Raw genomic sequence first — 18429 nt, 5'->3', positions numbered from 1 at the left:
CCACCATGTTGAATCCCCCCGCCCTCGCCACTGATAACCGGCTGCCGCCAAGGGCAGGGTTGGGGCTCAAGAGCGAGCATTTTCGTGAGGTGCTCCAGACCCGACCGGACCTGGGCTTTTTCGAAGTGCATGCGGAAAACTACATGGTGGCCGGCGGGCCGCTTCATCACTTCCTGGGGCGGATACGCGAACAGTATCCGCTGTCGCTACACGGCGTCGGCCTGTCGATCGGTGGGGAGGGGCCGCTGGATGTCGCGCATTTGCAGCGCCTGGCCGCATTGGTCGAACGCTATCAGCCCCAATCCTTTTCCGAACACCTGGCCTGGTCCAGCCACGGCCCGGTGTTCCTCAATGACCTGCTCCCCCTGGCCTACGACGAAGCGACCCTCGACCGGGTCTGCGAACACGTCGACCAGGTGCAGTCCAGCCTCAAACGTACGCTGTTGCTGGAAAACCCGGCCACCTACCTGGCGTTCGAGGCCTCGACCCTCGACGAGCCACACTTCATCAGCGAAGTGATCCGGCGCACCGGCTGCGGCCTGCTGCTGGATGTGAACAACGTCTACGTTTCGTGCGTCAACCACTGCCGCGATCCACTGGCCTACCTCGACGCCCTGCCCCAGCAAGCGACCGGTGAAATTCACCTGGCCGGCTTTGCCGAGGACACCGACAGCCTCGGCGCACGCCTGCTGATAGACAACCACGGCGCGCCCATCGACAACGACGTCTGGCAACTGTATCTCCAGGTACTGGAGCGGACCGGGCCGGTAGCCACGCTGATCGAGCGCGACAACCACATCCCCCCATGGGAGATGTTGCTGGCCGAAGCGCGCCAGGCCGATCAACTTTTAGCCACCGCCGGAGCCCGGCCATGAGCGGCCAGCACGCATTCGCCGCCGCCCTGCTCGACCCGCGCAAGGCATGTCCACCCGGCGTGGTCAGCGCCAATGGCGCCGACCCGCAGAGCCGCTTCGCGGTGTACCGCAACAACGTGCTCAGCTCATTGATCAACGCCCTGGCCGACAACTACCCGGTGGTGGCGCAACTGGTGGGCGATGAGTTTTTCCGAGGCATGGCTGGGGTCTACGTCCAGTCGGCACCGCCGCGAAGCCCGGTGATGAGCGACTACGGGGATGATTTTGCCGGGTTCATCGAAGGCTTCGAACCCGCCGCCTGTGTGCCGTACCTGGCGGACGTCGCCCGCCTGGAGCGACTGCACGTGCAAGCCTGGCATGCCGCCGACGCCGAGCCCATGGCCGAAGAACGGATCGTCGAGGCGCTGTCGTCTCCCACACAGACAAGGCATCTGAAGATCGGTCTGCACCCGTCACTGCGGCTGCTGCGATCGCCCTTCGCCGTGGTGACGATCTGGGCCGCCCATCAGCACGAGACGCCCGTGCCGTTCGAAGCGTCCGCTGCACAAAACGCCTTGGTGCTGCGCAACGGCCTCGATGTGCAAGTGTTCGCGATCAATCACGCTGCCCATGAGTTCATCAGCGCCCTGCAACAAGGGCTGTCCCTGACCGCTGCCATTGAAGCCTCGATCGACCTCGACCTTGAACACACCCTGGCGGGGCTCATCCGCCACCAGGCCATCACTCACCTTCTGGCTGAAGAGATATCCAAATGAACGCCCTGATTGCCGGTTCCATCCAATGGCTGGAAAAAATCCCCCACAGCCTGATCGCCTTCATCGCGCGCTTCTCGATTGCGGCGGTGTTCTGGAAATCCGGCCAGACCAAAATCGAAGGCCTGGCCATCGATCTGTTCGACGGCACCTTTCAGATCGGTCTGCCACGGCTGGCGGACTCGACCATTCCCCTGTTCAAAAGCGAATACGCCCTGCCGTTGCTGTCGCCGGAACTGGCTGCGCACCTGGCGGCCGCTGCCGAGCATGTCTTCCCGGTTCTGATCCTGCTTGGCCTGGCGACACGCTTTTCAGCGCTGGCCTTGCTGGGCATGACCTTGACCATCCAGCTGTTCGTCTACCCGGACGCCTACCCGACCCATGGCACCTGGGCGGCGGTATTGCTTTACCTGATGGCGCGCGGGCCGGGGGTGTTGTCGATCGATCACCTGATTGCCAGGCGTTACGCCCATTGATTACGAATGGAAACTCCTGTGGGAGCGAGCCTGCTCGCGATAGCGATACCCGCTTCAATACAGTTGTTGACTGACCCACCGCTATCGCGAGCAGGCTCGCTCCCACAAGGGTTATCCAATAGGTTGAGACCATTACTACTTGAGCCGATCCAACGCCTCGCCGCTGCGCTTGAACCAGTCAATCAGATAGTCAGCCAGCACCTGGGTGCGCTTGGGCAGTCCACCCTGGTACGGGTGCACCAGGTACATCGGCATGCGCCGGGTCTGGTAGTCGCGCAGCAGCCAGTGCAGGCGTCCGTCGGCCAACTCTTCATGCAGCAAATACGACGGCAGCCGGGCGATTCCGGCGCCGGCCAGAGCGGCTTTTTTCAACAGGCTGTAGTGATTACTGGCGAACGGCCCCGACACCCGGACCCGCAGCAGCTCGTGTTGCTGGTGGTAAAGCCATTCTTCCCGACCGCTGTAGTGGCTGTTCAACAAGCAGCGATGTTCGGCCAGGGCCTGGGGCGTCTCGGGTTCGCCATAGAGTTCGAGATAGGTCGGGCTGGCGCAGGTCATTTCGTGCCACGCCAGCAACGGCCGGGCCACCAATCGCTCATCGATGGCGGCGTCGGAACGGATCGCCAGGTCGAAACCATCGCGGGTCAGGTCGCGGTAACCGTTGTTGAGCTCCAGTTCGATCTGCACATTGGGATACGTACGAGCGAACTCCATCAGCAAGCCCTCGAAGAACGTTTCACCCAACGAAACCGGAACCGTCATACGCACCGGCCCAGAAATGTCGTCCTTCAACCGCGCCAATGCCTGACGTGCCCGTTCCACCTGCACCAACAGCGCCTGGGCCTGGGGCAGCAACGCCGCCCCTGCCGCCGTGAGGCTCAGGCGCCGCGTGGTGCGTTGCAGCAACACCACCGAAAACCGGCTCTCCAACAGACTGATGCGCTTGGACAACTGGCCCTTGCTGCACCCCAACTGCTGGGCCGCCAGGGTGAAGCTGCCGGCCTCCATCAACACGGCAAACGCCGCCAGGTCATCCATTTCGCTCATTGGATTGTTTCCAATTGAAAACCAAAGGTTGCCTATTAGCATGATTATCAATGGAAAGAACCCCTCTAGACTGAAAACTCATTCAACCCATTGAGGAACAGCTCATGAAAATCCTGTTGATCGGCGCCAACGGCACCATCGGTTCGGCCATTGATAACGAACTGTCGCCGCGCCACGAGATCGTGCGGATCGGCCGCCACAGCGGTGAATTGCAGGTGGATATCAGCGACAGCGCCTCGATTCGCGCCCTGTTCGCAAAGACCGGCCGTTTTGATGCCCTGGTTTGCGCCGCCGGCAACGTCACCTTTGCGCCCCTGGCCGACATGACCGAAGACAGCTTCGCCCTGGGCTTGAAAGACAAGCTGATGGGCCAGGTCAACCTGCTGCTGATCGGCCGCGAATTCGCCAACGACGGTGCATCCTTCACCTTCACCACCGGCGTGCTCAGCCACGATCCGATCAAGAGTGGTGCTTCGGCGGCCCTGGTCAACGGTGCCCTGGACAGTTTCGTGCGCGCCGCGGCAATCGAGTTGCCACGGGGCTTGCGGGTCAACTCGGTAAGCCCGAACGTGTTGCTGGAAGCCATGGACAAGTACGCTCCGTACTTCCGCGGCTACAAACCGGTTCCGGCCGTCGATGTCGCATTGGCCTACGCCAAGAGTGTCGAAGGCCTGCAAACCGGTCAGACCTTTCACGTCAACTAAGTCCTCGCAAGCGGGAGCCATCAGCGAGCGTCTTCAAGCGCCTCACCGGTTTCCCGCACGCGCTGTCTTAGCCAGCGCTGCACGGGTCGCTCGAACGCGTGGTGGCAAAGCAGACTGGTGCCGATCAGCACGGCGAAGAATAGCAACAGGGTCCAGGGCTGATAAAATACGCTGCGTCCGGGCAAGAATTTGTCGGCCAGCAGCGCGGCGATGATCTGCAGTGGGAAATGCAACAGGTATGAGGCGTAGCTGATGTCGCCGAGCCAGGCAAGACGCCGGGCAAAGGGTTCCAGCCATTGATGGCACGCGGCAATGGTCATAATGGTCAACGGAAACAGCAACGCAAACTTGGGCAATTGCGCATCGGTGCCGGACACATCAAACAGATACCAGCCCAACGCAGTCGTCAGTATCAGCCCCGCTCCGACCCACTGACCGGTCAATCGGCGCAGCAACCAGGCCACCAGCACATAGCCCAAACCACCACAAAAAAAACCGAACACGCCGAGGCTGACTTTGTAGTGCGCAGGAAAGATCCAGACGGCCACCAAGATCAGCAGTGCACTTATTGAAAGCGGCGCCTTTGTATAGCGCCACAATAGGTAAAAAGCGGCGTACAACAGCACTTCAACCGAGATCGACCACGCTGGCCCGTTGTACGACCAACCTAGCTCCAGGCCCCAGGCAGGGGCCAGGAATACATTCAACAGCGCGTGATACGCATCGTTGAATGGATAAACGAACGCGCTGCCAGCGTAGGCACTATAGATTTTTTGTAACAGGGCAACCGCGAGAAATGTCGCCAGATGCAAAGGGTAGATGCGGCTGAAGCGTTCGATGAAAAACTGTTTGCCGCTCAGTTCCCGACTCGCCAGCGTCTGGGCGAATAACCAGAAGAAGATGAACCCCGACAGACTGAAAAACAGCGAAACAGCATCACCGCCATGGCGATAGAACAGCGAAAATACGCCATACAAAGGCTGTGTTTCTCGCAGCAGCGGTCCCGGAACAGCCCCCTGAAAAAAGAAATGCTGCCAATGCCAGAACACCACGGCCAACGCTGCGATGCCACGCAGAGCATCCAGTGCATACAGGCGTTCAGGAAAAACAGGCAGGCTTTGCTTCATACCGAATGAATCCGACTTACCAGGTGCGCCACTATGCTGCGCCCGCCGGACCAACTCAAGTCCACCCCCTGGCGATACCCAAGCCTTGTGATCATCGGCCGCCCCCAGTAACGTGGCGGCACTTGTCTGGAGACCCAATGATGCGTGCCGCCCGCTCCCTGCTGTTTGTCGCCCTCCTGCCGCTCTTCACCGGCTGCCAATTGCTCGATGCCCCACGTCAGAGCGCCTCCCACGCCGGCCAGACGCGCATGCAGGGCGAGCTTACGGCGGCCGATGGCAAGCTGGTGTTCCAGCCGTGCCAGGAACAGCGCCGCTACATCGTCAGCGACAGCGGTGGTACCAGCGTGCTGCAACAGGCCGCCAGCTTGGCCGATGACCAGGGCAAGCTGTTTGCCGATGTCCGTGGCCGTATCGTTTCCAGCGCAGCTGCCGGCACCGACAGTCAGTTGGACGTTGAACAACTGTATCGCCTGGAGCGCTCGGGAACGGCTTGCGAAGACGTTGACTTCAAACGAGTGAGTCTGCGCGCCGCGGGACACAGCCCTGAATGGACGCTCAAGGCCAGTGGCAAGGGCCTGGTGCTGGACCGCGAAGGTCAGCCGCCGTTGGCCGTGCCTTACGTCGAGGAGCAATTGGGCGATGGCCGCTTCAATTTGGGCACCGAGGCCAACGGTCAGAAAGTCGAGCTCTGGGTCACACCTGCGCGTTGCGTCGACAGCGTCAGCGGCAGCGTGCAACACATGAGCGCCGAACTGCGGGTCAACGGCCAGGTCCAGCGTGGCTGCGCCTACTTCGGTGGTGCGCGCAACGACTGATTCGCCGGTTTTGGCTTATAATCGCCGGTTCACGCCCTGGTGCAGTTGTGCATCCCGCGAACCGGATCCCACCATGTTACGAATCACCGAACTCAAGCTGCCGATCGACCACCCCGAAGAAGACCTGCGCCCCGCCATCGTGCAACGCCTGGGCATCGCCAGCGATGACCTGCTCGACTTCACCTTGTTCAAGCGCAGCTACGACGCGCGCAAGAAATCCTCCGAACTGTGCTTCATCTACACCATTGACCTGACGGTGCGCGACGAAGCCAGCCTGCTGCGCAAGTTCGCCGATGACCGTAACGTCAACGAGGCGCCGGATGTCAGCTACAAAGTGGTGGGCCAGGCACCGGCCGACCTGAGCGAACGGCCGATCGTGGTCGGCTTCGGTCCGTGCGGGATCTTCGCCGCCCTGCTGCTGGCACAGATGGGCTTCAAGCCGATCATCCTCGAACGTGGCCCGGAAGTGCGCCAGCGCACCAAGGACACCTGGGGCCTGTGGCGCAAAAGCGTGCTCAACCCCGAATCCAACGTGCAATTTGGTGAAGGCGGCGCCGGGACGTTTTCCGACGGCAAGCTCTACAGCCAGATCAAGGATCCGAAATTCCTTGGCCGCAAGGTTTTGCACGAATTCGTCAAGGCCGGGGCACCGGAAGAAATCCTCTACGTCAGCAAGCCGCACATCGGCACGTTCCGCCTGACCGGCGTGGTGGAAACCATGCGTGAGCAGATTCGCGCCCTGGGCGGCGAAGTACGCTTCCAGCAGCGGGTCACCGATGTGCTGATCGAGGACGGCCAACTGGTCGGTGTCGAACTGGCCAGCGGTGAACGGATTCATTCGAAACATGTGATCCTGGCCCTGGGCCACAGCGCCCGGGACACCTTCCGCATGCTCCACAGCCGCGGCGTGTACATGGAAGCCAAGCCGTTCTCGGTGGGTTTCCGTATCGAACACCCGCAATCGCTGATCGACAGCGCGCGCCTGGGCAAGTACGCCGGCCACCCGAAACTTGGCGCCGCCGACTACAAACTTGTGCACCACGCCAAGAATGGTCGTTCGGTGTACAGCTTCTGCATGTGCCCGGGTGGCACCGTGGTAGCCGCGACGTCCGAGCCGAACCGCGTCGTGACCAACGGCATGAGCCAGTATTCGCGCAACGAGCGCAACGCCAACTCCGGTATCGTCGTCGGCATCACTCCGGAAGTCGATTATCCCGGTGGCCCGCTGGCCGGAATCGAGTTGCAGGAACGCCTGGAATCCCACGCGTACGTACTCGGTGGCAGCAACTACGAGGCCCCGGCGCAACTGGTGGGTGACTTCATCGCCGGCAAGCCGTCTACGGCACTGGGCAGCGTCGAACCGTCCTACAAGCCCGGGGTGTCCCTGGGCGATTTGGCCTTGGCCCTGCCGGATTTCGCCATCGAAGCAATCCGCGAGGCCCTGCCGGCGTTCGAGAAACAGATTCGCGGTTACTCGCTGCACGACGCCGTGCTGACCGGCATCGAAACCCGCACCTCATCGCCCCTGCGCATCACCCGCAATGAATCGCTGCAGAGCCTGAACGTCAAGGGCCTGTTCCCGGCCGGTGAAGGCGCCGGTTATGCCGGCGGAATCCTGTCGGCGGGCGTGGACGGGATCCGGATTGCCGAGGCGGTGGCGCGGGATATCCTCGGCCTCGAGGCCTGACCCCTACCCACTGTGGGAGAAGCTTTGTGGGAGCTGGGCTTGCCCGCGATGCAGGCAACTCGGTTTATCAGGTGAACCGAGGTGATGCTATCGCGGGCAAGCCCAGCTCCCACACAAGCTCGCTCCCACAAGGGACCTCAGTGATTCAGATATTGGCCCGCAACACGCTCTCCGGCAGCGCCTCGCCCCGTTCCACACACGCCGCCACGATGTCCATCAGCCCGCTCAACTCATACCCCTGGGCCTTGAGCCACGCCGGGTCGTAATAAGTCGTGGCGTAGCGCTCGCCACCGTCACACAAAATCGCCACGATCGACCCCGACTCACCCGCATCCACCATCTGCCGGGCCGCCATGAGTGCGCCGATCAGATTGGTGCCGCTGGACCCGCCGACCCGTCGTCCCAAGCGCTGGGCCAAGTAATGCATGGCCGCCAATGACAAGGCGTCCGGGACCTTGACCATCGCATCGATGACTTTCGGCAAGAACGACGCCTCGACCCGTGGCCGGCCGATGCCTTCGATGCGTGAACCGCAATCCAGGCGCAGGCTGGCATCGCCGCTGCGGTAGTAGTCGAAGAACACTGAACGCTCGGCGTCGGCACACAGCACGCGGGTACCGTGCTGGCGATAACGGACGTAGCGCCCCAAGGTGGCGGTGGTGCCGCCGGTGCCGGGACTGGAAATCAGCCAAGTGGGCTCTGGATGCTGCTCGAAACGCATCTGCTGGAAGATCGATTCGGCAATGTTGTTATTGGCCCGCCAGTCCGTGGCGCGCTCGGCATAAGTGAATTGGTCGATGAAGTGTCCATCATGCTCGTGGGCCAGGCGCTCGGATTCGGCGTAGATCTGCGTAGGATCGTCCACCAGGTGGCTCTGGCCGCCATAGAAAGCGATCTGTGCGATTTTTTCCCGGGAGGTGGTCGCCGGCATCACCGCAATGAACGGCAGGCCCAGCAACCTGGCGAAGTAAGCCTCGGAAATCGCCGTCGAGCCGCTGGAGGCCTCGATCACCGGCGCTCCGGGCTTGAGCCAGCCGTTACACAATGCGTAGAGGAACAGCGAACGAGCCAGCCGATGCTTGAGGCTGCCGGTGGGATGGCTGGACTCATCCTTGAAATACAGGTCGATGCCCGGCAGGCCAGGCAGCGGCAGCGGAATCAGGTGGGTATCGGCGCTGCGCTGGAAGTCAGCCTCGATGATGCGGATCGCTTCGCGCGCCCACTGGCGATGGTCGTTCATGGTGTTTTCTCACTGGCTCGGTTCGACGCGGGGAAACCTGGTGGTCATGCAGGCGCAACGTGGTCTCGGAAAAACCAGTCGCAAGCTTAGGAAAAAACCTACATCGCGCACAGGTACAGCTAAGGTCCAATATGGCCCATAACTGCCTGACTGCGTGGAGCAAGCGTTGTAACGTCATATAACAAAAAAGAATATAACTTTTGTTTTAACAACTAACAGTACGGGTTAGGGTGTGCCATCTTTTTGATTCAATGAATGGAGAGCGATCGTGGCTCTACGTAATTCTCTGACACGTTTTTTCCAACTGGAGGCTGCCAGCGGCCTGCTGCTGATCGCCGCCGCCGTGTTGGCCCTGGTCATCAATAACTCGCCGCTGTCCTGGCTGTATAACGGCTTGCTGGACACCCCGGTGGTCGTCCAGGTCGGCGCGTTGAAGATCGCCAAACCCTTGTTGCTGTGGATCAACGACGGCCTGATGGCGATGTTCTTCTTGCTCATCGGCCTCGAAGTCAAGCGAGAGGTCCTCGGCGGGCAACTGTCGAAACCGTCGCAAATCGTCTTGCCGGGTGCGGCGGCGATTGGCGGCATGGTGGTGCCAGCACTGATCTACTGGTTCCTCAACCGCGACAATCCCCCCGCCCTCGCCGGCTGGGCAATTCCGACGGCCACCGACATCGCATTCGCCCTCGGCGTGCTGGCCTTGCTGGGCAAGCGGGTGCCGGTGTCGCTCAAGCTGTTCCTGATGACCCTGGCGATCATCGACGACCTGGGCGCCATTATCATCATCGCGATCTTTTACTCCGGCGCCCTGTCCAGCCTGTCGCTCATACTGGCGGCAACCTGCATCGCCGCGCTGGTGGCGATGAACCGGATGGGCGTGGTCAAGCTCGGGCCCTACATGGTTGTCGGCCTGATTCTGTGGGTTTGCGTGCTCAAGAGCGGTGTCCATGCCACCCTGGCCGGGGTGACCCTGGCGTTCTGCATCCCGCTGCGCACGAAAAACGCCGAGACTTCGCCGCTGCTCACCCTGGAACATGCCCTGCATCCCTGGGTGGCTTATGGCATCCTGCCGCTGTTCGCCTTCGCCAACGCCGGCTTGTCCCTGAGCGGCGTCACCGTCGAAAGCTTCACCCATCATGTGCCAATGGGCATTGCCATTGGCCTGTTGCTGGGCAAGACCGTCGGTGTCTTCGGCCTGACCTGGCTGGCCGTGAAAATCGGCATCGCCAGCCTGCCCCTTGGCGCCAACTGGGGCCAGGTATTGGGTGTGGCGATCCTGTGCGGTATCGGGTTCACCATGAGCTTGTTTGTCGGGTCCCTGGCGTTCGAGCCTGGTGTGAGTGACTACGCGGGTATGGACCGGATGGGGATTCTCACTGGTTCGATCCTGGCGGCGTTGCTCGGTTATGCGGTGACGGCGGCGGCCAGTCGCAAGCAGCCTGTATTGCCAAGCTGATTCCTGGCTGCCAGGTGGGGTGTGCATATCCGTTGCTGCGGTAACGGATATGTACCCAATCCAATCCAATCCAACCCCAAAAGAAAACGGCGCTTTCCATTCCCGGAATAAGCGCCGTTTTCTCTTACCGACTCAAGCTTAGTGCGATACGCGACTCGTACCATCCACAGTGGAAATACGAACCCGCTCACCCACACGGAACACCTCGTTCTCCTGAACCTGCTGCACATAGGCACGCATGCTACCGTCATCTTCACGAACGGTGATTTCCACACCCTGGGTACGGGTCAGACCTTCTTCAGTCGCAGAACCAATCAGGCCACCAGCTACCGCGCCAATCACAGCGGCGACGATGCTGCCACGGCCACCACCGATGGCGCTGCCGCCGACACCACCGACCACGGCACCGGCCGCACCGCCGATCGGGGTCTTGGTGCCTTCGATCTTGACCGGACGCAAGGATTCGATGGTCCCCATGCGAATCGTCTGCACGCGACGCGCTTCGTCACGGGAGTAGGAGTCACCGGTCAGGCTCGACTGACAGCCCGTGAGCAACATCGCCATCGTGGAAAAGGAAGCAACCAGCAAAACAGACTTACGCATAGCATCAACTCCAAAAGACAGGGATTCATTAAACTCCGCAGCTTGACGCCTGTCACGGCCTCGCCGGGATAAAATTGTTTTCATTCAGGTGGGATACAGGCGCACCCGAAAAATTCACCAAACAGTAGCGCCAATTTCCGAAACCTGCGTCATCAACCCGGGGATTTTTCATGGATTATTTCATCATCGTCGCGGTCACCGTGGCCGGTTTGTACTTCCACTGGTGGCTGTACGTACGAATCAAACGCTGGATGGACCGCGACCTGGCGCTGTCCCTGGCGGGGCAGGATGAACAGAAAAAGACCTACATGCTGCAACAATTGGCCCGCGCCCGGGAGCAAGGGGTCAAGCGCCGGGACTTGCCGCAATGGCTTAAAACCGCTGCGGCAGGTTACCCCGAAGTTAAGGCGCCAGACGCTCGCGCGTCCAGTTCGCCCCTTGCAGGCGGTAGTTGAGGCGATCATGCAGACGGCTCGGACGGCCCTGCCAGAACTCGATGCGCTCGGGCAGCAAACGATAACCGCCCCAATGCTCCGGGCAGTGCGGCTGGCTGTCGCTGAAGCGTTGTTCGGTGGCCTTGAGCAAGTCGTCCAGCTCAGCGCGCCCTGAAATCACTCGGCTCTGGGGTGAAGCCCAGGCGCCGAGACGGCTGCCCAACGGGCGAACCTGGTAATAAGCGTCCGACTCCTGCGCGGTGACCTTCACCACTTTGCCCTCGATGCGCACCTGGCGCTCCAGGGCCGGCCAGAAAAACGTCATGGCCGCAAATGGATTCGCGGCCAGTTGCTGGCCCTTGGCGCTGTCGTAGTTGGTGAAGAACGTGAATCCCAGGGCATCCAGGCCCTTGAGCAGCAGGATCCGGCAGTGCGGGCGCCCTTCTGCATCCACCGTCGCCAGGGTCATGGCGTTGGCCTCCACCGGGGCCTGCTCGGTTTTCACCGCGTCGGCGAACCATTGGTGGAACAGTGCAAACGGCTCGGCCGGGGCTTGTGCCTCGGTCAAGCCATCGCGGGTGTAGTCGCGGCGCATATCAGCCAGCGGTTGGGTCATGGCGCGTTCCTTGTGGTTAGCCCATCACTGCTTGGGGGTATCGGCAGCCGCGACTTTCTTGGTATCGGTGGCGGCTTTGGCCGGTTGGGTTTTCTTCGCCGTGGTAGTGGCCTTGGCAGGGGCTTTCTTGGCAGGCGCCTTGGCCACGGCTTTTTTGGCCGGTGCTTTTTTGCTGGTCGGGGTCACGGCTTTTTTCGCCGCAGGCGCTGGGGCCGGGGCCACGGGCTTCACGTCCTGGGCCGCCACCAGCGTCACTGGCGCCGGGGCCGGCATGTTGTATTTGCTCAGCAGCGCAACCATGGTGTTGGCCGGCGTGACCAGCAGTTCCACGCGACGGTTCAAGGCACGCCCTTCCACACTGTCGTTGGCCGCACGAGGCGCCACTGCGCCCATGCCGCGCAGCATCAGGCGATCACGTTGCAGGCCGCTGAGACGGAAAATCGCCGCCACGGACTGGGCACGCTCCTGGCTGAGCTTCAGGTTCGCAGGTGCGGCGCCCGAGGTGTCGGCGTGGCCGAGGATCAGCACGGCGGTCTTGGGGTCGGCTTCAAGGATCTTCGCCACGCGAGTGAACGGGCCGAGGGTCACGGGCAGCAGCATGGCCGGGCGATCCGGGTTGAAGGAGCCGTCCACCGGCGCGGTGACCACCAGCACATTGTCGCGGCGCTCGAGTTGGAGCTTGCTGTCCTGGATAGCCGTGCGCAGCTTCGGTTCGTAGTCGTCGAGCCAGGCCTGGGTGACTTTAGGATCAGGCATCGGCACCGCCTTGGCGGTTTCCTGATCCTTGCCGCCAAACGGCCACCACCACTTGCCGTTGCTTTCGGCTTCGGCCTTGGCAACGACCGGCGCCTTGGCTTCAGGCTTGTCCTGGGGTTTGACGTCATCTTTCTTCGCAACGTCGGCAGCATCATCGGAAGAGAACGGCCACCACCAGTGGGTGGCGCTCTCAGCCTTGGCTTGCGGTGCGACGGCGGCCGGTTTCAGAGGCGCCGCTGGCGCCGTGTCCTTGGCCACGACCTTGTCGGAAGAGCCGAACGACCACCAGCTACCGCCGCCCTCGGCATCATTTTGTGGGGTTTGTGCGCAACCGGTGATAGCGAAGCACAGCGCCAGAGCGAGGGTTTTATTCGATGACATTGGATATCCACAAAATGATGTAAATGGAAAATAAAGGCCATGTTTTGGCCGCATAAACAGTCGGTTGGAAACTGAAAGGGCCCCGAGGTTCCGGTGCCCGCCGCCTTCAATGGCGTTTTATAGACAAGTGGCAAGCACCCTCGCAAGGTTCTGCGCGCGCGGGTCCATCAATACGTAAGGCCCGAGCGTGTTGGTCACGAAGCCAAAAGCCACATCATGTTCCGGGTCGGCAAACCCCAAGGAGCCCCCGGCCCCCGGATGACCGAACGCCCGTGGGCCGAGGCCGTAGGTCGCATTCGGCACATCCGGCTGGTCGAGCATGCAACCCAGGCCGAAACGGGTCTGGGTCAACAAAGTCTTGTCCTCGCCGAAGCTGTGCTGGCGAGTCAGTTCGTCGAGCATTTCACCTTCCAGCAGGCTGCCGTCCAGCAGCCCCGCATAGAACCCGGCCAGGCTGCGGGCGTTGCCGTGGCCATTGGCCGCCGGTTGCTGCATGCGCCGCCACTCCGGTTTGTTGGTACTGGTCATGATCGACGGCGGATTGGTGAAGGCCCGGGTGGTCATGGCCGTGGGCTCGCGCATCGTCACCTGCAGCAGGCGTTGGGCCGCGGCATCGCCGACGTTGCCTTTGCCACGGGCGATGTGGGCCACGCGATGAAACTCCTCGTCGGCCAGGCCAACGTGAAAATCCAGGCCCAAAGGCTTGGCCACACGGGCCACGATGGACTCCCCCGGGCCACGTCCATCGGCCCTGCGCAACAGCTCGCCGATCAGCCAGCCGTAGGTGATTGCGGCATAACCGTGGCCCTCGCCCGGCGTCCACCAAGGGGCTTCGGCGGCCAGGGCATCGACCATGGCTTGCCAGTCATAAAGCGCTTCGGGCGGCAGCAATTCACGTAGCGCCGGCAGCCCGGCCTGATGGCAGAGCAACTGGCGCAGAGTAATGGATTGCTTGCCGGCGGCGGCAAACTCGGGCCAATAGCGGGCTACCGGGACATCCAGCTGCAACTTGCCTTCAGCCACCAGTTGCAGGGCGGTGACGGCGGTGAAGGTCTTGGTGCAGGAAAACAGGTTGGCAATGGTGTCGCTGTGCCAGGCTTCATGGCCATCCTTATCGGCGGTACCGGCCCACAGATCGATTACCGTGCGACCACCCACCTGGATGCACAACGCCGCGCCGCGCTCCTGGGAATTATCGAACAGCGCCGCGAACGCTTCACGCACCGCCTCGAACTGAAGTTCATAATGGCCTTGAATCTGCACCCGTAACTCCCTTGAAACAAACACTTTTAAGGTGGCTGGCATTGTTTCAGCCATTAGGGTTTTTGGGAACCGCCGCAAGACGGCTGGCTAAGCATGCCCACCGTGGCAAGAAGAACCTGTGGGAGCAAGGCTTGCCCGCGATGAGGCCTACGAGGTCTTTCTGAAACTCAGGTGCCTTCATCGCGGGCAAGCCTTGCTCCCACAAATACATTGCTTCACCGTGAAATCGCAGCAGCCTCAGGAAATCTCCCGCCGAAACGGCGGCAGCGCGTTGAGGATCGCCTTGCCATAGCGTTGGGTTACCAGCCTGCGGTCGAGCAAGGTGATGGTGCCGCGGTCTTCTTCGGTGCGCAGCAACCGACCACACGCCTGGACCAGCTTCAGCGAAGCGTCCGGTACGGAAATTTCCATGAACGGGTTGCCGCCTCGGGCTTCGATCCACTCGGCCAGCGCGGCTTCCACCGGGTCATCGGGGACCGAGAACGGAATCTTGGCGATCACCACGTGCTCGCAATAGGCACCGGGCAAGTCCACGCCTTCGGCAAAACTCGCCAGGCCGAACAGCACGCTGGAATCCCCACCATCGACCCGCGCCTTGTGTTTGTTCAGGGTTTCCTGCTTCGACAGGTTGCCCTGGATGAACACCTGCTTGCGCCAGTCACGGTCGAGGCCGTCGAACACGTCCTGCATCTGTTTGCGCGAGGAAAACAGCACCAGGGTGCCCCGTGAGCCTTCCACCAGTTCCGGCAGATCGCGGATGATCGCCGCCGTGTGGGCGGCGGCATCCCGCGGGTCGGCCTTGAGGTCCGGCACCCGCAGCACACCGGCATCGGCGTGATGGAAGGGGCTCGGGACCACTGCGGTCACGGCTTTCTTCGGCAGGCCGGCACGCATGCGGAAACGGTCGAACGTGCCCAGGGCGGTCAGCGTGGCGGACGTCACCAGCGCACCGTAGGCCACGTTCCACAGGTTGCGACGCAGCATTTCCGCCGCCAGGATCGGGCTGGCATTGACCTCGATATCGAACAGCGAACCGCTTTCGGCCAGGGTCAGCCACCGCGCCATTGGCGGGTTGTCTTCCGGGTCTTCGGCGGTAAAGGCCGTCCACAGTTCCCAGTTGCCTTGTGAGCGGGACAACAGGCTGCCAAACAGCGGATACCACTCCTCGGCCTGGTTGCTGGCAATTCCGATGTTGACCTCGCCATCCATGCCTTCCTTGAGCAGGTCGGTCAGGCGCGTGAACAGGTCGGTCAGGCGTGCGAAACCTTTCTTGAGCTCGATGCCCATTTCGCGCATGTGCTCGGGGATTACCCCGCCGACAAACCGGTGGCGCGGCCGCTCGCGGCCCTCGACGTCTTCGCCGGGCTTGAAGTCGGCCACTTGCTCGCAAGCGGTGAACATGAACTGCTGGTTCGTCTTGATTTCCCGCGCCAGCTCCGGCACTTGCTCGATGAACTTGCCCAGGTCACCCGGCAATGGATGCTGGGCCAACAGTTTGGTGAGGTTCTTGGCGGTGGTTTCCAGCCAGTCGGCGGTGGAGCGCAGCCGGGTGTAATGGGCGAAATGGCCGATGGCCTTGTCCGGCAGGTGGTGGCCTTCGTCGAACACGTAGATCGTGTCGCGTGGGTCCGGCAGCACCGCACCTCCGCCCAGGGCCAGGTCGGCCAGCACCATGTCGTGGTTGGTGACGATGACGTCGACCTTGCCCATGCCTTCGCGGGCCTTGTAGAAGGCGCACTGGCCGAAGTTCGGGCAATGGCGGTTGGTGCACTGGCTATGGTCGGTCGTCAGGCGGGACCAGTCGGCGTCTTCCAGGGCCGTGGACCAGCTGTCGCGGTCGCCGTCCCATTTATTGCCGGCCAGCTTCTCGATCATGCTGGTGAACAGCTTCTGGCTGGCCTCATCGACTTCGATCTTGAAGCCTTCTTCTTCGAACAACTGGGCCGTGGCAGTCTGCGCGTGGCCTTCCTGGAGCAACATGTCGAGCTTGGACAGGCACATGTAGCGCCCACGGCCCTTGGCCAGCGCGAACGTGAAGCTCAGGCCGCTGTTGCGCATCAGGTCGGGCAGGTCCTTGTAGACGATCTGCTCCTGCAGGGCGACGGTGGCCGTGGCGATCACCAGGCGTTTGCCGGCGGCCTTGGCAGTGGGAATCGCCGCCAGGCTGTAGGCCACGGTCTTGCCGGTACCGGTGCCGGCCTCCACCGCCACGACAGCGGGCTCGCCACTGCGCCGGCCTTCGTCGTCGGTGTCGATGTCACCCAGGACTTTTGCCACTTCGGCAATCATCAGGCGCTGGCCATATCGCGGCTTGAGGCTCTTGGCTTCGAGAAAACGCGAATAGGCGCCCTGGATCGTGGTTTTGAGTTCGGTGCTGATCATGTATGGTCGGGCGCTAAAAACGCTGGATAAATTTTCAGTGGTTCGGATCGGCGGCTATCATACCCCGCTAATGAATCCTGCGCAGAACGGAGTAACCCAATGACACCCTTTGCCCTCGTCTACACCCTGCATTTACTGGCGGCCCTGGTCTGGGTCGGCGGCATGTTCTTCGCCTGGATGATCCTGCGCCCCGCCGCAATTACAGCGCTTGAGGGCCCTGCCCGGCTCAAGTTGTGGGTAGAAGTGTTTCAGCGTTTTTTTGTCTGGGTCTGGGTCGCGGTGGTGCTTTTACCGATCAGCGGTGTAGGCCTGATCCATATGCGCTTCGCCGGTTTCGAAAGCGCGCCGCGGTATGTGCAAGTGATGATGGGGTTGTATGTGGTGATGACGGCGCTGTTTATCCGCATCCAGGCCCTGCAACTGCCGACATTGCGTAACGCCGTGACGGCGCAGGACTGGCCGGCGGGTGCGGCGGTGCTGGGGAAGATTCGCAGGCTGGTGGGGATCAACCTGTTGATCGGGTTGCTGGTGGTGGCGATTGGCGCGGCGCGGCCGATGTTCTGAAAATCACATAGAACCCTGTGGGAGCGAGCTTGCTCGCGATAGCGGTGGATCAGTCAGCCTTATGTGACTGACATACCGTTATCGCGAGCAAGCTCCCACAGGTTCAGATCAGGTTTTTCTTCAGAACCGCTGCACCGTCACCGTCCCCGCCGCTCCGGCAGGCCCAGGCTGACCGTCAGCGCCAGGACGGCCGCTTTTGCCGCCGTCGGCGGTATAGACCAGGCAGCCCTTGGCCTTGCCCCCCGCCCCAGGCTTGCCGCCAGGACCCGCCGCGCCACCGGCGCCGCCGTCCACCGTCACTTTGATCTGCTCGGCAGGATAGCCGCGGGGCAGTTCAAGGCGTACCAGCGCACCGGCCGCACCCGGCTGGCCATCGCTGCCATTGCTGCCGTCGGCCCCGCGACCGGCCGAACCCCAGGTGCAACCCGGCGCCTGGCCATTGGCACCGTCAAGACCGACGAAACCCGGCGCCCCGGTACCACCGCGGGCATCCACCGACAACAGCGGCGCATTCAAGGCATTGAAACGCAGGTTGAGATCGCGCCCCGGCCGCGCGGCCTTGGTGTAGGTACCCGGCGCGCCACGTGAAGTGATCTGGCTGCCCTCGGCCAGCTCAGCCTGGGCCACTTTCATGGCCAATACCTGCTGCGCCGGCACGATGGCGATCCGTGCTTCACGCCCCAGGTGCAATTGGTCGATGGTCAGTTCAGTGACATTGGAAGGCACCAGCAGCGTGCCGTAGTCGGCCACGTCCAGTCGCTCAAGGGCCAGGGTGCTGGTGGTGTTGGGCAGGCGCATCAACGAATGGCTTTCGACCTGGACCACCTGGGCCGAAGCCCACGGGCATACGAGTGCAGCGAGCAGACACAATTTACGCATGGGAAGCCTCTGGCGCGGTCGGGAGGGTTTGCAAATGGAAGATACCGAACAGCAGCACTCTGAGGCGATCACGACCAGGCGTGGGGCGGCCACGGAAACTGGCCCTGAACAACAGCAGTTCCAGCAGATGGAGCACCAGCAAAAACCCGCCGGCGACATTGACCAGCAGATGCAGCGGATGGACGAACGGCACGACCAGATTGACCAGCACCACCAGCCAGAACAGCAGGGTCAGCAAGCGCCCCAGCCCCCAAAACACCTTCATATGCCCCCCTGATCGGGAATTATTCTTTGCCCGCACAGTAACGGCTTGCGCGCAGGATAAGCCAGAGGGTCAGGCAAATTTAATCTGACCCGAGCCCCGGATCGCCT

At 62.0% G+C, this 18429-nt stretch carries 19 protein-coding genes; 9 read left to right on the top strand and 10 right to left on the bottom strand.

Annotated elements, in window-relative coordinates:
• Positions 1 to 5: 5 nt before the first annotated feature.
• Genes bufB through ASC85_RS07885 form a run of 3 tightly spaced genes read left to right on the top strand, consistent with a single transcriptional unit; the run spans position 6 to position 2103 of the window.
• Positions 6 to 875 carry an MNIO family bufferin maturase gene (gene bufB, locus ASC85_RS07895; RefSeq protein WP_057448894.1) on the top strand — a complete coding sequence of 290 codons (870 nt, stop codon included), beginning with the start codon at positions 6 to 8 and terminating at the stop codon, positions 873 to 875.
• Positions 872 to 1630, top strand: coding sequence for an HvfC/BufC N-terminal domain-containing protein (locus tag ASC85_RS07890; protein WP_057448893.1), 759 nt, complete (start codon positions 872 to 874; stop codon positions 1628 to 1630). The genes bufB and ASC85_RS07890 overlap by 4 nt, the downstream gene beginning before the upstream one ends.
• The gene (locus ASC85_RS07885) at positions 1627 to 2103 is read left to right on the top strand and encodes a DoxX family protein (RefSeq protein ID WP_057448892.1); all 477 of its coding nucleotides are present in this window, start codon (positions 1627 to 1629) and stop codon (positions 2101 to 2103) included. Before ASC85_RS07890 ends, ASC85_RS07885 begins: the two co-directional genes overlap by 4 nt.
• A 135-nt stretch (positions 2104 to 2238) precedes the next feature.
• Here ASC85_RS07885 and ASC85_RS07880 read toward each other — a convergent pair whose 3' ends face one another.
• Positions 2239 to 3150: a LysR family transcriptional regulator gene (locus ASC85_RS07880; RefSeq protein ID WP_057448891.1), complete on the bottom strand. Its 912-nt coding sequence runs from the start codon at positions 3148 to 3150 to the stop codon at positions 2239 to 2241.
• Positions 3151 to 3254: 104 nt separating this feature from the next.
• Between ASC85_RS07880 and ASC85_RS07875 the strand changes: the two genes are divergently transcribed.
• Positions 3255 to 3854, top strand: a complete 600-nt coding sequence (locus ASC85_RS07875; RefSeq protein ID WP_057448890.1) for a short chain dehydrogenase — start codon at positions 3255 to 3257, stop codon at positions 3852 to 3854.
• A gap of 20 nt (positions 3855 to 3874) precedes the next feature.
• Here the strand turns inward: ASC85_RS07875 and ASC85_RS07870 are convergent, their stop codons facing one another.
• Positions 3875 to 4981 (bottom strand): acyltransferase family protein, encoded by a 1107-nt coding sequence (locus tag ASC85_RS07870; protein WP_057448889.1) that lies wholly within the window; start codon positions 4979 to 4981, stop codon positions 3875 to 3877.
• Positions 4982 to 5121: 140 nt separating this feature from the next.
• Between ASC85_RS07870 and ASC85_RS07865 the strand changes: the two genes are divergently transcribed.
• Entirely contained in the window at positions 5122 to 5796 is a 675-nt protein-coding gene (locus tag ASC85_RS07865) for a COG3650 family protein (protein WP_057448946.1), read from the top strand.
• Positions 5797 to 5869: 73 nt separating this feature from the next.
• The gene (locus ASC85_RS07860; protein ID WP_057448888.1) at positions 5870 to 7483 is read left to right on the top strand and encodes an NAD(P)/FAD-dependent oxidoreductase; all 1614 of its coding nucleotides are present in this window, start codon (positions 5870 to 5872) and stop codon (positions 7481 to 7483) included.
• 145 nt (positions 7484 to 7628) lie between these two features.
• On the opposite strand, the gene ASC85_RS07855 is transcribed toward ASC85_RS07860, so the two are convergent.
• A complete protein-coding gene (locus tag ASC85_RS07855; protein ID WP_057448887.1) occupies positions 7629 to 8723 on the bottom strand; it encodes a PLP-dependent cysteine synthase family protein in 1095 nt (364 codons plus the stop codon).
• A gap of 268 nt (positions 8724 to 8991) precedes the next feature.
• On the opposite strand from ASC85_RS07855, the gene nhaA reads away from it, so the two are divergent.
• Positions 8992 to 10179: a Na+/H+ antiporter NhaA gene (gene nhaA / locus ASC85_RS07850; RefSeq protein ID WP_057448886.1), complete on the top strand. Its 1188-nt coding sequence runs from the start codon at positions 8992 to 8994 to the stop codon at positions 10177 to 10179.
• Positions 10180 to 10317: 138 nt separating this feature from the next.
• Here nhaA and ASC85_RS07845 read toward each other — a convergent pair whose 3' ends face one another.
• A complete protein-coding gene (locus tag ASC85_RS07845; protein ID WP_003184697.1) occupies positions 10318 to 10782 on the bottom strand; it encodes a glycine zipper 2TM domain-containing protein in 465 nt (154 codons plus the stop codon).
• Between the two features lie 170 nt (positions 10783 to 10952).
• On the opposite strand from ASC85_RS07845, the gene ASC85_RS30945 reads away from it, so the two are divergent.
• Positions 10953 to 11237, top strand: a complete 285-nt coding sequence (locus tag ASC85_RS30945; protein WP_046065440.1) for a hypothetical protein — start codon at positions 10953 to 10955, stop codon at positions 11235 to 11237.
• Here the strand turns inward: ASC85_RS30945 and pdxH are convergent.
• The 4 genes from pdxH to dinG form a co-directional block, all read right to left on the bottom strand.
• Entirely contained in the window at positions 11185 to 11832 is a 648-nt protein-coding gene (gene pdxH, locus ASC85_RS07840; RefSeq protein ID WP_003198446.1) for a pyridoxamine 5'-phosphate oxidase, read from the bottom strand. The genes ASC85_RS30945 and pdxH overlap by 53 nt on opposite strands.
• 24 nt (positions 11833 to 11856) lie before the next feature.
• Complete coding sequence (locus ASC85_RS07835) at positions 11857 to 12969, bottom strand: OmpA family protein (protein ID WP_057448885.1); 1113 nt, start codon at positions 12967 to 12969, stop codon at positions 11857 to 11859.
• 117 nt (positions 12970 to 13086) lie between these two features.
• Complete coding sequence (locus ASC85_RS07830) at positions 13087 to 14232, bottom strand: serine hydrolase domain-containing protein (protein ID WP_057448884.1); 1146 nt, start codon at positions 14230 to 14232, stop codon at positions 13087 to 13089.
• Between the two features lie 237 nt (positions 14233 to 14469).
• The gene (gene dinG, locus ASC85_RS07825; RefSeq protein ID WP_057448883.1) at positions 14470 to 16614 is read right to left on the bottom strand and encodes an ATP-dependent DNA helicase DinG; all 2145 of its coding nucleotides are present in this window, start codon (positions 16612 to 16614) and stop codon (positions 14470 to 14472) included.
• Positions 16615 to 16713: 99 nt separating this feature from the next.
• Between dinG and ASC85_RS07820 the strand changes: the two genes are divergently transcribed.
• The gene (locus ASC85_RS07820) at positions 16714 to 17178 is read left to right on the top strand and encodes a CopD family protein (protein ID WP_057448882.1); all 465 of its coding nucleotides are present in this window, start codon (positions 16714 to 16716) and stop codon (positions 17176 to 17178) included.
• Between the two features lie 120 nt (positions 17179 to 17298).
• Here ASC85_RS07820 and ASC85_RS07815 read toward each other — a convergent pair whose 3' ends face one another.
• Positions 17299 to 18057, bottom strand: a complete 759-nt coding sequence (locus tag ASC85_RS07815) for a hypothetical protein (protein WP_057448881.1) — start codon at positions 18055 to 18057, stop codon at positions 17299 to 17301.
• Positions 18050 to 18322 carry a DUF1145 domain-containing protein gene (locus tag ASC85_RS07810; RefSeq protein WP_057448880.1) on the bottom strand — a complete coding sequence of 91 codons (273 nt, stop codon included), beginning with the start codon at positions 18320 to 18322 and terminating at the stop codon, positions 18050 to 18052. The genes ASC85_RS07815 and ASC85_RS07810 overlap by 8 nt, the downstream gene beginning before the upstream one ends.
• Between the last annotated feature and the right edge of the window lie 107 nt (positions 18323 to 18429).

Origin of the sequence: Pseudomonas sp. Root401 (assembly GCF_001425105.1) — a bacterium.
GTDB classification, from domain to species: Bacteria; Pseudomonadota; Gammaproteobacteria; order Pseudomonadales; family Pseudomonadaceae; genus Aquipseudomonas; species Aquipseudomonas brassicacearum.
The sequence above is the reverse complement of the archived record's forward strand: the minus strand, read 5'-3'. Positions and strand labels throughout refer to the sequence as shown.

What these genes read in the sequence shown, in the direction of transcription:
- bufB (WP_057448894.1), top strand. Translation starts at nt 6, where the DNA reads ATGTTGAATCCCCCCGCCCTCGCCACTGATAACCGGCTGCCGCCAAGG.
- ASC85_RS07890 (WP_057448893.1), top strand. Translation starts at nt 872, where the DNA reads ATGAGCGGCCAGCACGCATTCGCCGCCGCCCTGCTCGACCCGCGCAAG.
- ASC85_RS07885 (WP_057448892.1), top strand. Translation starts at nt 1,627, where the DNA reads ATGAACGCCCTGATTGCCGGTTCCATCCAATGGCTGGAAAAAATCCCC.
- ASC85_RS07880 (WP_057448891.1), bottom strand. Translation starts at nt 3,150, where the DNA reads ATGAGCGAAATGGATGACCTGGCGGCGTTTGCCGTGTTGATGGAGGCC.
- ASC85_RS07875 (WP_057448890.1), top strand. Translation starts at nt 3,255, where the DNA reads ATGAAAATCCTGTTGATCGGCGCCAACGGCACCATCGGTTCGGCCATT.
- ASC85_RS07870 (WP_057448889.1), bottom strand. Translation starts at nt 4,981, where the DNA reads ATGAAGCAAAGCCTGCCTGTTTTTCCTGAACGCCTGTATGCACTGGAT.
- ASC85_RS07865 (WP_057448946.1), top strand. Translation starts at nt 5,122, where the DNA reads ATGCGTGCCGCCCGCTCCCTGCTGTTTGTCGCCCTCCTGCCGCTCTTC.
- ASC85_RS07860 (WP_057448888.1), top strand. Translation starts at nt 5,870, where the DNA reads ATGTTACGAATCACCGAACTCAAGCTGCCGATCGACCACCCCGAAGAA.
- ASC85_RS07855 (WP_057448887.1), bottom strand. Translation starts at nt 8,723, where the DNA reads ATGAACGACCATCGCCAGTGGGCGCGCGAAGCGATCCGCATCATCGAG.
- ASC85_RS07845 (WP_003184697.1), bottom strand. Translation starts at nt 10,782, where the DNA reads ATGCGTAAGTCTGTTTTGCTGGTTGCTTCCTTTTCCACGATGGCGATG.
- ASC85_RS30945 (WP_046065440.1), top strand. Translation starts at nt 10,953, where the DNA reads ATGGATTATTTCATCATCGTCGCGGTCACCGTGGCCGGTTTGTACTTC.
- pdxH (WP_003198446.1), bottom strand. Translation starts at nt 11,832, where the DNA reads ATGACCCAACCGCTGGCTGATATGCGCCGCGACTACACCCGCGATGGC.
- ASC85_RS07835 (WP_057448885.1), bottom strand. Translation starts at nt 12,969, where the DNA reads ATGTCATCGAATAAAACCCTCGCTCTGGCGCTGTGCTTCGCTATCACC.
- dinG (WP_057448883.1), bottom strand. Translation starts at nt 16,614, where the DNA reads ATGATCAGCACCGAACTCAAAACCACGATCCAGGGCGCCTATTCGCGT.
- ASC85_RS07820 (WP_057448882.1), top strand. Translation starts at nt 16,714, where the DNA reads ATGACACCCTTTGCCCTCGTCTACACCCTGCATTTACTGGCGGCCCTG.
- ASC85_RS07815 (WP_057448881.1), bottom strand. Translation starts at nt 18,057, where the DNA reads ATGCGTAAATTGTGTCTGCTCGCTGCACTCGTATGCCCGTGGGCTTCG.
- ASC85_RS07810 (WP_057448880.1), bottom strand. Translation starts at nt 18,322, where the DNA reads ATGAAGGTGTTTTGGGGGCTGGGGCGCTTGCTGACCCTGCTGTTCTGG.